Source organism: Bacillus niameyensis (assembly GCF_001375535.1).
GTDB classification, from domain to species: domain Bacteria; phylum Bacillota; class Bacilli; order Bacillales; family Bacillaceae_C; genus Lederbergia; species Lederbergia niameyensis.
This window is the reverse complement of the sequence record NZ_LN831197.1, coordinates 1,511,204-1,524,260: the sequence shown is the minus strand read 5'-3', so window position 1 is coordinate 1,524,260 and position 13,057 is coordinate 1,511,204. Positions and strand designations below refer to the sequence as shown.

The window sequence follows — 13,057 nt, the reverse complement described above, 5'->3', positions numbered from 1 at the left end:
GGCGTTCGTTTTGTTGAACAAGAAGAAAGTTATACATCAAAAGCTAGTTTCCTAGATAGGGATACGATTCCTGTTTGGACAAAAACGGATAAATCGAACTACACATTCAGCGGCAAACGGATCACTCGCGGTCTGTATCGAAGTAAAACAGGACAATGCATCCATGCTGACATTAATGGAGCATTAAATACTTTAAGAAAATCAGAAGTTATGGAATTAGACGAAAATCTTATAGTGAAGACTCCGGTGATATTGAAAGTTCAAAAACGTAAGGCTGTTGCTTAGCGCATAGCTTAGTGGGTGCGTCAACCATCCATGTGTACTCGACTTGTCGGGGCTTGTAGCACACGCCAGAATATCTGAGTGGTGGCTTCTTCCGTGAGGAAGAACTGCTCTTTTTCGGAAGGGTGGTGCAAGTGGGAAAACGATCGTTCGTCACCACTACCAACCAAAAACAGTGTTTGGGGAGTGCTAAACAGTGCTTGCTATTCAGAGCGTCAGATCGTTTCAACATTGAACGAGGAGACCTGAGTAACTAACCCAAGCCCCCACTGAAACGGGAACCGCAAGGTTCTCAGTGGGGGTACGTTGACGTTGTAATGTCGGAGTGAAGAAATTATTGGTATAGTTTTGGCACGGTAAACAAAGGGACTGGGATAAATAAAGATTTTATTCTATTAAGAAGCGGATCAGTTAAGAAGGCATTATTATTTTTCTTATAGAATAAAAAAGTGGGTAAGAGAGGTGTGTAATGAAAAAAATCGTACTTATTGGTTCTGGAGGTTCTGGAAAATCTACTTTGGCAAGGCAATTAGGAAAGAAGTTAAAGATAAAGATTTATCATCTTGATGCATTATTCTGGAAACCTAATTGGGTAGGTGTTCCGATAGAGGAACAAATAAAAGTTCAAAATGATTTAGTAAAAAAAGAAGAATGGATTATTGATGGAAACTATGGCGGGACAATGGATATAAGGTTAGATGCAGCTGATACAATAATTTTTCTTGATATGCCAAGAATAATTTGCGTTTATCGTGCATTCAAAAGAATACTCCAATACCGAAATAAGACAAGACCAGATGTTGGGGAAGGTTGCGAAGAGCGATTTTCCTTTGAGTTTTTTAAATGGATATGGAATTATCCAAAGACGAAGAAACCAAAAATATTGGAGAAACTTGAACAACAATCTAATGAAAAAGAAATTATTATCTTAAAATCAGCAAAAGAAGTTAAAGATTTTTTGGAAAAAGTGTAATGAGCTATATATTTATTGAATTAGAAGGTGCGTTAATTTTTCTGCAATTAGCGGAATAGTTGGGGAATTCATAATCAGAATGGATTGAGAATAGCTAAATATATATTTAAAAAAACCCTTTGTGGGAGGGAAGTATATTGCTATTATCAATATTTAAAAACCCAGAGTCCCCTTCAATTTGTGTATATATAGTAGGTTGTGCTCCTTTAGAAAATTTAGTTGTTACTTTTATAGCAATATTGATTATATATTTTGGTTATCGGTTCATTTATAAAAAGAAATGACTTAATTTATTCATTTATGTGTGGATAGTAACTTTGTATAACCAGTTCGGGTTTCAAACTGACTATAAGAGGATTAAGTCATTACTCTATGAAAATATGGATCTTACGGTTTTATAAAAAAACGAGGTGCGGTATGGAAAACATTATATCAAGTGTAAAAACATTTTTAGACGAAGCCAATTTTAAATGGGCTATCTGTGGCGGAGGTGCTATTGAGCTCTTTATTGGAAAAACTACAAAAACACATACGGATGTTGATATTATTGCGTTTTGGGAAGATAGACAAAAGATCATTCATTTTATGATACACAAAGGTTGGAGAGTTTTTGAAGCTTGTGGTGGTGGGTAGGTAATCGAGTTGTTTGACGCTTCTGAAACTCAAATGAAGCGAAATTTATTTTGTTTTCCAAACGATAATACCAGGTGTGTTTTACAACAAACAGCTGAAAACAATGTATATCAATTTTCAATCAAAACTTATGAACAAATAGATTTTGATTATATAGAATTTCTCTTTAATCAAAAAGACGAAAATTACTTTTATTATTCAAATAATATGTCTATAAAGCGATCTTTAGAAGAAGCGTTTCTAAAAAAGGACGGCATTCAATATCTGTCTCCAGAAATTGTTTTATTATATAAGTCCACTTATTTAAACTCAGCAGATGCAACTAAGCACGAACATGACTTTAAATCCTCCTTGCCTTTTTTATCATCAGAACAAAAGCAATGGTTAAAGAGTTCCCTTGAAACATGTCATCCCGCTATTCACGTATGGATTCCTAAACTATAAAATATTTCATAAACATAAATATCAAAGGTATATAGCAATTATAATAAAGGGGAGAATATTACGATGATAATCGAAAGAGTACCATCACTCGAACAATATGAGTTAGATTTCCTTATAGAAGATAGTTTATCTGAGGGATATAAATTCATTAAAAGATTAGTGGATGAGTATAGAGCAGGGAGTAATAAATTTGATAAAAATGGTGAATCACTTTATGTTGCGAAAATAGATAGTGAAATTATTGGAATTGTAGGGCTAAATATTGACCCATATGTTAGCTCACCCGAAGTAGGAAGAGTGCGACATCTATATGTTCTGCGTCAATACAGAGGTAATGGTGTAGGTAAAAAACTTCTTAATACAGTGATGGATGAAGCAAGGCAGCATTTTCGGACATTAAGGTTATCAACAACAGATAACCCAGTTGCTGAAAATTTGTATATAGAATGTGGATTCTCAAAAGTAGAAGGGATTCATAAAGCTAGTCACATATTAGAATTTGAACAAGCTTGATAAATAGGAATTGGATTAAATGAAGGGGCTTATCTTGAATAAGGACAAGCCCTTTCTCCTCATCCCAAATTAGTGGAATAGAAAATAGTTAAAAATAGGGTAGTGAATATGACTATTTTTCGTAATACTTGTTATTCATTCACTCCATATTAACAAGCCGTATCTTCACCAGCACGCCACATATCAACAGTTTTATGGATAAAATGTTCTAATCCCGTATCTTCAATCTTTATCGATTTTTTGACGCGAATGCAGCCTTTTCCATAATTATAGCCCGCTAATAGGGTCTCTGCATTTTCTACCTTTTCTATTGTACCCACATAGAGGCTGACATAATGTTTTTGCGCATTTAATGCAAAGACATAGTTGTCATCCTTACCATAATTCAACATCTTATAGCGAATCACTTCTTCCAATTCAGGTGCATAAGCGAAAATCATTTGTCGAATCGCGAGTAGTTTCTCTTTTCGCCAATCGTCTTCAAGCAATTCTAAATATTCTTCAGAATTATTTGCATCATATTGCATAATGACGTCTCACTCCTACATTTTCAATATTACATTTAGTTTACAGGAAATTTGCTCTCTATGCATCTTCAAGGTTTTTTATTAAATTTCAAAATAGAATATAAGCCAAAATAAACTCATGTACTAAATTATAATATAAGTCTGTGGTAAAATTGAAAACAATTAATTGCAATTAATTGCTTATTAAGGAAGGAAGTAAACCTTATGGATTTTGAAACAGTTATGCAGGAGCTTGAAGCTTTGGGGAAGGAACGTACGAAAAAAATGTACATATCCAATGGTGCACGCGAGCCGCTTTTTGGCGTTGCTACAGGTGCTATGAAACCAATCGCAAGGAAAATAAAAATAAATCAACCTTTAGCGGAAAAGCTTTATGCGACAGGTAACTATGATGCCATGTATTTTGCAGGCGTTATTGCAGATCCCAAAGCTATGACTGAATCGGATTATGATCGTTGGATAGATGATGCCTATTTTTATATGTTGTCTGATTATGTGGTGGCAGTTACTTTATCAGAGTCAGATATTGCACAAGACGTTGCAGATAAATGGATAGCAAGCGGTGATGAATTGAGAATGTCAGCAGGCTGGAGTTGTTATTGCTGGCTGCTGGGGAATCGTAAAGACCATGAATTTTCCGAAAGCAGGATTTCAAGTATGCTTGATATGGTGAAAAACACAATTCATGAATCGCCAGAACGAACAAAGTCTTCTATGAATAATTTTCTATATACCGTGGGAATTTCATATATACCGCTTCATGAAAAGGCAGTTGAGACGGCAAACGAAGTTGGAATAGTGGAAGTCAAACGCGACAAGAAAAAGCCTAGTCTTCTGAACGCTTACGAAAATATTCAAAAAGAAATGGACAGAGGAAGGCTTGGTTTTAAACGTAAGTATGTAAGATGTTAGACTGTTTATTATTGTAAAGAGTCAGCAATCTATGACGATTGCTGGTGTCTCTTAGTGAAAAACTGGAAAGGGTGATAAGAAATTAGAGATGAAATTATTTTAAGAGGTCTTAAAGAAAACAACTTGAAAAATATAGATTTAAATATTCCAAAAGAAAAAATCATCGTATTTACTGGTCTATCAGGCTCAGGTAAGAGTTCGGTTGTTTTTGATACAATAGCAACTGAAAGTAGAAGACAAATGACGTTGAACTATCCTCTCTATGTCAGAAATCAAATGCCAAGGTATGAAAGACCTCATGCAGATCTTATGCAAAACTTAAGTCCAGTTGTTGTCGTTGAACAAAGACAGATAGGAGGCAGTTCCCGCTCAACATTGGGTACATATATGGATATCCATCCGTTAATTAGGCTTTTGTTCTCAAGAATTGGAAAGCCTTCCATCGGTTCTGCCAATGATTTTTCGAGCCAAAGTTCCTTTGGAAGATGTCCAAAATGTAGTGGATTTGGAGAGGTCATTACACCAGACTCGAATAAAATTATCGATTTCGACAAGTCACTCAGAGATTATGCAGTGAAATTTAAGCCATTATCACCATCAGGCTGGCAAGGCAGATGGATGATGACTGGCGGATTATTCGATCCCGATCTACCTATAAAAGACTACCCCGAAGAAAAACTTCATATGTTGTTATATGGCCCCCTAGAAGGCGAAAAAGTCTTTGCACCATTTCATACAAAAAACGGGCCTCAACCTCATGAATGGGATGGGGTATTGCCAAGATTTACCCGCCTTTATATTAATAGAGATGTCTCTAAGCTTAAAGGAGTATCCCAAGATGATGTCTTAGCGGTATCCACACATTCATTATGTCCTACATGCCAAGGTTCTGGATTAAACCCAAAGGTATTAGAGTGCAAAATTAATGGCTTAAACATTGCAGAATACGATCAATTAGAGCTTACCGATCTGCTGGAGGAACTTAGAAAAATAAAAGATTCGATGGGAGAATCGATCGCACAACAAGCTATTCCGTCACTCATACAACTCATTGAAATGGGATTAGGATATTTGAGTCTTTCAAGAAAGATGGGCTCCTTGTCCGGTGGCGAAGCTCAAAGAGTAAAAATCGCTCGCCATCTAGGGAGCAGTCTAAATAATATTACATACATTTTCGACGAACCAAGTGCAGGGCTCCATCCAGAAGAAGTGGATCTGTTAATTCAAATGTTAAAAAGTATAAAGGCCCACCACAATACTGTTGTTGTCATTGAACATGACTTATCCGTAATAAAAGTGGCGGATGAAATAATAGAGATGGGGCTAGGAGCAGGTGTCAATGGGGGAGAAGTTATCTATCAAGGTACAGTAGAAGGAATAAAAAACACTCCAACCGCAAATATCATAAGCGGCCATCTGAAAATAAATAAAAATCCTAGAGATATAAAAGGTTATTTTACAATAAAAAGAGCAAGTAATAATAATTTAAAAAACATAAGCGTAAATGTTCCTAAAAATGTCTTAGTCTCTATATGTGGAGTATCTGGTTCAGGTAAAAGTTCCTTAATGTTAGGAGCATTTACAAAGAGTTATCCAGAAACCATAATGGTAGAGCAAGGCAGTATAGGGATCTCTAGCCGTTCGACATTAGCTACATATATGGGAATCATGGATGATATTCGCTCTATATTTTCAAACGAAACAGGCCAACCAGCAGGTTTGTTCAGCTTTAACTCCTTGGGAGCATGCCCTATATGCAATGGAAAAGGAGTTGTAACACCAGACGTAGCATTTGCAGATCCCGTGACTGTTCGCTGTGAAGCATGTGGCGGTACAAAATATTCAGAAGGTGCATTGTCTTATCGTTATCAAGGTAAAAATATAATCGAGATTTTGGATTTAACGATAGATGAATTTATCACTTTTTTTAAGCAACAAAAGCTTGTAAAAAGAGGTAGGACCTTAAAAGATGTAGGATTAGGCTATTTAACAATAGGACAAACAACAAGTTCGCTAAGTGGAGGAGAACTCCAACGTTTAAAACTGGCAAGTCATTTACAAAAAGAAGGACAAATCTATTTATTGGACGAACCATCCTTAGGACTACATAAAGTGGATAATGGTCACCTGGTAGACCTATTTCAAAATCTTGTGGACAGAGGTAATTCTGTCATAATAATCGAACATAATTTGGACTTTATAGCGGCGAGTGACTGGGTAATAGAATTGGGGCCAGGAGGAGGAAAACAAGGAGGACAAATTATTTTTGAAGGAACACCAGAAGAGATGTTAAATGCTGAAACATTGACAGCGAAATGGTTAAAAGATGGGGTTAGGAGTCATTCATGACGAGTACATTGTAATGCAATAGTTCTTCGACTACTGGACCTATTCTACAGTTCTAAATCTTCATCTAAATTTTTAAAGCCATCTTGATATGATTCTAGTTAAACCTAAGATAATTCACCATCTCTTTTAAGGTATAATGTCATAATAATGAAGCACGAACTATAAGTACGGTGTATAAAGGGGGACAAACAATGAGAAGAATTATTTTATCGACAGAGAGTGGAGCAGATTTACCAAAAGATTTAGCTGATCAACATGCTGTTCAGGTGGTCCCAATGCACATCATCATGGATGAACAGGACTATTTAGATGGTTCTTTACCAGTACAGGACATTTATGACTATTATGAGCTTACAAAAAAAATACCCTCAACAACAGCTACAAATCCCCATGAGTATCAAGATTTCTTTTCGAAAATAAAGAGCGATTTTCCTAACTGTATCATTATTCATATTGGTTATACGTCAAAGGCATCTTCCTCCTTTCAAAATGCGATGATCGCGGCGGAAAAATTTGAGGATCTTTTTCTAATTGATGCTTTAAACGTAACTGGTGGATTAGCCGCTATTGTGATGTATGCTGTTACTTTGTTAGAGAAAGAACCTGCAATTGACCCTAGTTGCTTAATAAAGAAAATAGAGTCGATGGTTCCTAAATCAAGGCTGGCCTTCATTCCTGGTAATCTGGAATTTTTAAAAGCAGGTGGAAGGGTAAGTAATATTGCTTATCTCGGCGGTGTTTTGTTAAAGATAAAGCCATGTATTGAATTAATTGAAGGAAAACTTGTATCCACCAAAAAATATCGTGGGAAAATGAGTGCAGTGGCAGAAAAACTCATGCAGGATTATTTAAATAAATATAACATTGACAGAGAACAACTTTATTTACTTTATTCTATTGGACTCGATGAAACTATCAAGCAACAGATGGATGTAAAGGCAAGAGAAGCTGGTTTCAGAAATGTGAAATGGATTCAAGCCGGCGCAATGATTTCTACCCACGCTGGAGCTGGGGGTTTCGGGATTGCAGGATTAGAACAGTAGGAACGGTTCAGAAATCATAATAAACTTGAAAGTCAATATTTCCTCGTGTATTTTTAAGAGAGCTAAAAAAATTTAACTTTCAAGAACGATCGCAGAATAGGAAGTGAAGATCATGATAAAAATTGAAATACCAAATCCTGATGTTGTATTAACGAAAAAAAAGCAACTGGGTGAAAAAGTAGAGGCAGCCATTAGCAGTGAGTATGGCTTTACAGATTATCATCGAATTCCCCGTGATAAAGGTGGAATCATTCTACTTTTCAACGCAGAGGATGAGCTGCTATATGTCGGAAAAGCCCGAAAGTTGCGGCCTAGAGTAAAGAAACATTTTGAGGATACAGCTTCCGCAATTAAAAAGCACCGGGATGAAGTTTATAAAGTAGCGGTATCCATTGTTGATGATCCAATGGAAAGAGAAATTTATGAAACGTACATTATTAATAAACTACATGCCAAATATAATATTGATAAAGTGTTTTATAAGTAAGCTTCCACGACTTTTCAGTGTAATTAAGGTTTACACGCATGGGTTTTACATTTGACCCATCAAAATAAAATCACCTTGTCGCGAAGTGCAAGGTGGTTTTTCTATTTCATTACCTGACTAAATTTGTCGTACAGAAATCTATATAGAACGAAAGGTGAGGGATATGATGATTGTTAAGTTCCTACCTAATAACTACGAGGATTTTCCTTCGTTATTAAAATTGATTTATACCGCCATGAAATTAGGCGTTTTACCAGGAGGTTCATAAGTGATTAATAATGATATATTAATTAGATTAAGATATGCTTTAGACATAAGGGACAAGGATATGGTCGGTATTTTTGAACTTGGTGGCATTGAAGTGACAAAGGAAGAAGTAAAAAAGATGCTTACAAAACCAAAGGATCGTTACGATTATGAAGATGACAATGATTATGATATATCCGAAAATGAAGATATTGTAAATATCAATAATAGTAAATTAGAGTCATTTTTAAATGGTTTAATTATTTTTAAAAGAGGAAAACAAGATCCAAAACTGGGAAAACCTGAAAGGCCATTACTGACTAATGAACATATTAATAACATTCTTCTAAAGAAATTGAAAATAGCACTAACATTAACAAGTGAGGATATGCTTGATATATTGGAAGAAGCAGGAGTAACAATTACAAAAAGCGAGTTAAGTGCATTATTAAGAAAAAAGGGACATAAGAACTACGTTGAGTGCGGGGATAGATACGCTAGGAACTTCTTAAAAGGATTAGCGATAAAATATAGGGGATAACTCTAGCAAAGTAGACCATATTTAAAAGTGGTAACTGATAACTTAATATTCTTGAATCTAACTACAGAAACAGCACCTGGTCTTTTAAAAGAGGCTGGGAAATTTTACTTTTTAAATTTGGGACAGGGTTGACCTAGTATCCCGTAATAAGGGGATTTTAATATGATAGATAATTTTTGGCGTGATTTACCGAGACCTTTTTTTGTACTAGCACCGATGGAAGATGTGACGGATGTTGTTTTTCGCCATGTAGTGAGCGCAGCAGCTAGACCTGATGTGTTTTTCACAGAGTTTACAAACACGGTGAGTTATTGTCATCCAGAGGGGATCCAAAGCGTGCGTGGACGTTTGACTTTTACAGAAGATGAACAACCAATGGTGGCCCATATATGGGGGGATCAGCCCGAATATTTTAGGCAAACGAGTATCGGTGTAGCGAAACTTGGATTTCGCGGTGTCGATATCAACATGGGTTGTCCTGTGCATAACGTGGCAGCCAAAGGGAAGGGGAGTGGCCTTATCCTCCGTCCAGAAGTCGCGACGGATATCATACAAGCAACAAAAGCAGGGGGATTGCCTGTCAGTGTGAAGACAAGGCTTGGTTATACGTATGTAGACGAATGGATGGACTGGCTAACACATGTATTGAAACAAGACATCGCTAATCTTTCAATACATCTGCGTACAAGAAAGGAAATGAGCAAAGTAGATGCTCATTGGGAGCTAATTCCTGAGATTAAGAAGCTTCGTGATCAGGTGGCACCAGATACACTTTTGACGATTAATGGTGATATTCCTGATCGTCAAACTGGTTTAGAACTTGTTGAAAAATATGGTGTTGATGGAATTATGATTGGACGCGGTATTTTTACAAATCCATTCGCTTTTGAAAAAGAGCCGAAAGACCATAGCAGTAAAGAGCTGCTTGAACTCTTAAGATTGCATCTCGATCTTCATGATAAATATTCAGAAGAATTTGAGCCACGTCCATTCAAACACCTCCTTCGCTTTTTCAAGATATACATCAAAGGGTTTCGAGGGGCAAGTGAATTAAGGAATGAATTGATGAGCACAAAGTCAACAGATGAAGTGCGTGCGATGCTCGAACAATTTGAGTGAAGAAATGTTGACGGAATAGAGATGAAGGTCGTTAATCTGATATACCACCTCAAAGCATAGAGTTCATGTTAAATAGGCGTGAATATGATACTGGAGAATTTAAATTCGTAATTAATAAGGCTAAGAAACCATCTGCAAAATGTTTAACAGTAGATACATCCCAACCTATAGAAATGTATATTGAAGAAGTAGTAAATTATATTCAGAGTTAACTTTAAAAAATGGTATAATAAAGAGATATTATTTCTCATCGGGATGTTTAGGAAAATAACATCGCTAATCTACTATCACCACATAAATATATAGAAACAATTGCGAAATTCACTTTAAAACAAATACATTGCCTGTAACCTTCTGGAACTTGGTCATAACTATTTGACATTTTCAGGTTGGTGACAGGCTGTTTTTTGGACATCTATAATGCGCCGATCATCTTCAAAAGCAACAAATTATAAGAAAGAAGCTTAATAAAAATGACAACAACCAAAACATACATCAAAGAATGGCAGCAAGCTTTACAAGAAGAGATTAATCACTTAAAAAAGTTTGGCGGAAGCCGTTATTCTGTATCGAACGGCAGACTATTATCAAATGACAGTTCATATCGATACTACTTTGATACTACTGTCGCATTAAGGTTACCAGTCGGTTCTTTCATAAAATTGGAATGGGGTACGATGAAGAGTAGTGGAAAAGTGCTCTCCTCTGAAGGTAGGGGCATCATTTTAGAACTTGAACATAATTTTGGCGATCTTATCCCGAATGCTAATCTACTGCATGACCCTTGGGAATTGCTTGAACAGTTAATAGAACGCTTGGATGAAATCAAAAAAAGTAAACAAAAGCGGTTGCGAGTGAAGAGATTGATGAATCCGTCTATGGATTCGAAACACCCAAAGGAGAAAATTAAGAGTAATGTCCATGAATTGATTTTGAGGTCAAAGTACAATGCAGCCACATTTGTCTGGGGTCCCCCCGGCACCGGCAAGACATACACGTTGGCTAGAACCGCAGCTAATAAATATTTCAAGAAGAATAAAGTGTTGATTTTGTCGCACAGTAATCAAGCTGTTGATGTCTTGATGAGTGAAATGACTGCTTTTATTAAAAGGAAAAAGAGATTCAAAGAAGGGGATGTGCTTCGTTACGGTGGGAATATAGGGGAAACGTTATCCCTGCATCAGGAAATTACGACAAATCAGCTTATTGAAAAGCAAGACCCTCTTCTTGCTAAGGATAGAGAAAAACTAGTCGAAGAACGGTATCACTTAAAGCAAGATTTGGCTAACTCTTTCAGTAAACGTGATTCTGACAATCTACTGGAACTAGAGGCTAAGTTTTCTCGGATACTGGAAAAAATTCGAAAGAAAGAAGTCCAATTAGTAAAAGATGCGTTCATTGTCGGAACAACCCTAGCAAAGGCGGCTAGTGACAGTGCTGTTTATGAAGCGGATTATGATATCGTCATTCTTGATGAAGCAAGCATGGCTTATGTTCCACAAGCCGCTTTTGCCGCCTCCTTAGGAAAGCGAGTCATTATTTGTGGTGATTTCATGCAGTTACCTCCGATTGCTTCTAGCCGGAATTCGCTTGTATCAGAATGGCTTAAGGAGGATGTGTTCCATAAGGCTGGTGTAGTGGAAGGGCTAAATGAAGGGAAACTTCATCCTCAGCTCTTTTTATTAAAAGAACAGCGGAGAATGCACCCAGATATTTCAGCTTTTACTAATCGTTACATTTATCAATCACTAGTTGAAGACCACGAAAGTGTTTTTAAAAGTAGAGATAGCATCACTGCCCTTGCTCCATTTAAAGGCAAAGCTGTCATGCTTTTAGATACGAGCTTCACGGGGATGCATTGTATAAGTGATAAAACAACCAATTCCAGATTCAATCTGTGGCAACTTTTGCTATCATTTCAAGTGATTCATGAAGCAAATATGGATGGGGCTACATCAATCGGGTATGTGACTCCATACCGCGCCCAGGCAAATCTTATGGAAATGCTGTTGGAAGAGATCTATGAGAAAGAGCGGAGCGGGATAGATATTATTGCAGCCACAGTGCACAGATTCCAAGGGAGTGAACGGGATGTAATGGTATTTGACACAGTCGATAGTGCCCCGCAAGATCGTGCTGGTATGCTTGTTACTGGAAAGGACAGTAAACGCTTGATGAATGTAGCTATCACGCGAACAAAAGGGAAATTCATTCAAGTCAGTGACAGAAATTTTATCGAAAGACATATTTATAAAGGAAGAACGTTAAGACAACTTGTTGATCATCAGGTGCAAAACAATCAAACGGTCACAATGAAAGAGATCGGTTCGTGGATTCGGAACCAACATCCAAAATTAAGATGGATTCATGCTCTAAAAGTGGAAGTTATTTTTCGAGATTTGAGATCGGCAAAGTCATCGATAACGATTTGCCTGCCGGAAGGGATCAAATTATCGGAGGAATGGAATAAGCTGTTAACAAACAGAGACAAGCGAATAAAGCTGACCGTGATTTCCGATCAAAAGTGGGGGAAATGTGATGTCTGGATGAATGAAAGTTTTCCATTTCCTTTTATGATGTTGGACGATAAAGTATTGTGGCTGGGACTTCCTTTCGAAGGGGTACGAGCAATCAATCCCCCTTATGTAGCAGCGAGAATTAGCTCGAGCAGAGTGTGTGAATATTTGTTGAAACAGATTTAACTAGATAGTGAAAACCCTAATTTAAATAAGGATATGAAAAAGGTAACTACCTTACTTGCGATGAGTGAGGTTGTTACTTTTTTTATTTGTGGCGAGCGGACAGTTGTATTCGTAAATGATTGTAGGAGCCCTCTTTCTTGGTTGAAATTTGGAAAAGCTGAAAGGTTTAGATGATGAAAACGCCGGGTAATTAACTACTAATGAACCTCTCACGACTAAAGTCATGAGTTTCAGGGTTGGTGCTCATGCACATTGACCCTTGTGGCGGGGAACACACCGCCGCTAG

The 13,057-nt window shown here is 36.9% G+C and carries 13 protein-coding genes and 1 pseudogene; 13 read left to right on the top strand and 1 reads right to left on the bottom strand.

What is annotated here, in order from left to right:
- From BN1243_RS22290 to BN1243_RS07465, 5 genes and pseudogenes are all read left to right on the top strand, one after another.
- Positions 1-285 (top strand): annotated as a pseudogene (locus BN1243_RS22290) (RNA-guided endonuclease TnpB family protein); the annotation flags it as partial.
- A gap of 466 nt (positions 286-751) precedes the next feature.
- Positions 752-1,255 (top strand): DNA topology modulation protein, encoded by a 504-nt coding sequence (locus BN1243_RS07480; protein ID WP_062105600.1) that lies wholly within the window; start codon positions 752-754, stop codon positions 1,253-1,255.
- Between the two features lie 417 nt (positions 1,256-1,672).
- Positions 1,673-1,888, top strand: coding sequence for a nucleotidyltransferase domain-containing protein (locus BN1243_RS07475; protein WP_062105598.1), 216 nt, complete (start codon positions 1,673-1,675; stop codon positions 1,886-1,888).
- Between the two features lie 33 nt (positions 1,889-1,921).
- Entirely contained in the window at positions 1,922-2,332 is a 411-nt protein-coding gene (locus tag BN1243_RS07470) for a hypothetical protein (protein ID WP_230200126.1), read from the top strand.
- 63 nt (positions 2,333-2,395) lie between these two features.
- A complete protein-coding gene (locus BN1243_RS07465) occupies positions 2,396-2,845 on the top strand; it encodes a GNAT family N-acetyltransferase (protein ID WP_062105593.1) in 450 nt (149 codons plus the stop codon).
- Between the two features lie 149 nt (positions 2,846-2,994).
- Here the strand turns inward: BN1243_RS07465 and BN1243_RS07460 are convergent, their stop codons facing one another.
- The gene (locus BN1243_RS07460) at positions 2,995-3,372 is read right to left on the bottom strand and encodes an iron chaperone (protein WP_062105591.1); all 378 of its coding nucleotides are present in this window, start codon (positions 3,370-3,372) and stop codon (positions 2,995-2,997) included.
- A 204-nt stretch (positions 3,373-3,576) separates the two neighbouring features.
- Between BN1243_RS07460 and BN1243_RS07455 the strand changes: the two genes are divergently transcribed.
- The 8 genes from BN1243_RS07455 (at position 3,577) to BN1243_RS07425 (ending at position 12,771) form a co-directional block, all read left to right on the top strand.
- A complete protein-coding gene (locus BN1243_RS07455; RefSeq protein WP_062105590.1) occupies positions 3,577-4,284 on the top strand; it encodes a DNA alkylation repair protein in 708 nt (235 codons plus the stop codon).
- A gap of 123 nt (positions 4,285-4,407) precedes the next feature.
- The gene (locus tag BN1243_RS07450; protein ID WP_230200125.1) at positions 4,408-6,633 is read left to right on the top strand and encodes an ATP-binding cassette domain-containing protein; all 2,226 of its coding nucleotides are present in this window, start codon (positions 4,408-4,410) and stop codon (positions 6,631-6,633) included.
- Between the two features lie 191 nt (positions 6,634-6,824).
- A complete protein-coding gene (locus tag BN1243_RS07445; RefSeq protein WP_062105584.1) occupies positions 6,825-7,676 on the top strand; it encodes a DegV family protein in 852 nt (283 codons plus the stop codon).
- Between the two features lie 112 nt (positions 7,677-7,788).
- Positions 7,789-8,163, top strand: coding sequence for a nucleotide excision repair endonuclease (locus BN1243_RS07440; RefSeq protein WP_062105582.1), 375 nt, complete (start codon positions 7,789-7,791; stop codon positions 8,161-8,163).
- Positions 8,164-8,491: 328 nt separating this feature from the next.
- Positions 8,492-8,950: a YehS family protein gene (locus BN1243_RS07435; protein ID WP_230200303.1), complete on the top strand. Its 459-nt coding sequence runs from the start codon at positions 8,492-8,494 to the stop codon at positions 8,948-8,950.
- A 162-nt stretch (positions 8,951-9,112) separates the two neighbouring features.
- Complete coding sequence (locus BN1243_RS07430) at positions 9,113-10,069, top strand: tRNA dihydrouridine synthase (protein WP_062105578.1); 957 nt, start codon at positions 9,113-9,115, stop codon at positions 10,067-10,069.
- Between the two features lie 65 nt (positions 10,070-10,134).
- Positions 10,135-10,281, top strand: coding sequence for a hypothetical protein (locus BN1243_RS22025; protein WP_154669818.1), 147 nt, complete (start codon positions 10,135-10,137; stop codon positions 10,279-10,281).
- Positions 10,282-10,542: 261 nt separating this feature from the next.
- The gene (locus BN1243_RS07425; RefSeq protein WP_062105576.1) at positions 10,543-12,771 is read left to right on the top strand and encodes an AAA domain-containing protein; all 2,229 of its coding nucleotides are present in this window, start codon (positions 10,543-10,545) and stop codon (positions 12,769-12,771) included.
- The last annotated feature ends 286 nt before the right edge of the window (positions 12,772-13,057 follow it).

Bases quoted from the DNA above. Each gene is read 5' to 3' on its own strand.
- BN1243_RS07440 (WP_062105582.1), top strand. From the start codon at position 7,789: ATGATAAAAATTGAAATACCAAATCCTGATGTTGTATTAACGAAAAAA.
- BN1243_RS07425 (WP_062105576.1), top strand. From the start codon at position 10,543: ATGACAACAACCAAAACATACATCAAAGAATGGCAGCAAGCTTTACAA.
- BN1243_RS07480 (WP_062105600.1), top strand. From the start codon at position 752: ATGAAAAAAATCGTACTTATTGGTTCTGGAGGTTCTGGAAAATCTACT.
- BN1243_RS07430 (WP_062105578.1), top strand. From the start codon at position 9,113: ATGATAGATAATTTTTGGCGTGATTTACCGAGACCTTTTTTTGTACTA.
- BN1243_RS07455 (WP_062105590.1), top strand. From the start codon at position 3,577: ATGGATTTTGAAACAGTTATGCAGGAGCTTGAAGCTTTGGGGAAGGAA.
- BN1243_RS07460 (WP_062105591.1), bottom strand. From the start codon at position 3,372: ATGCAATATGATGCAAATAATTCTGAAGAATATTTAGAATTGCTTGAA.
- BN1243_RS07435 (WP_230200303.1), top strand. From the start codon at position 8,492: ATGGTCGGTATTTTTGAACTTGGTGGCATTGAAGTGACAAAGGAAGAA.
- BN1243_RS07475 (WP_062105598.1), top strand. From the start codon at position 1,673: ATGGAAAACATTATATCAAGTGTAAAAACATTTTTAGACGAAGCCAAT.
- BN1243_RS07470 (WP_230200126.1), top strand. From the start codon at position 1,922: ATGAAGCGAAATTTATTTTGTTTTCCAAACGATAATACCAGGTGTGTT.
- BN1243_RS07465 (WP_062105593.1), top strand. From the start codon at position 2,396: ATGATAATCGAAAGAGTACCATCACTCGAACAATATGAGTTAGATTTC.
- BN1243_RS22025 (WP_154669818.1), top strand. From the start codon at position 10,135: ATGTTAAATAGGCGTGAATATGATACTGGAGAATTTAAATTCGTAATT.
- BN1243_RS07445 (WP_062105584.1), top strand. From the start codon at position 6,825: ATGAGAAGAATTATTTTATCGACAGAGAGTGGAGCAGATTTACCAAAA.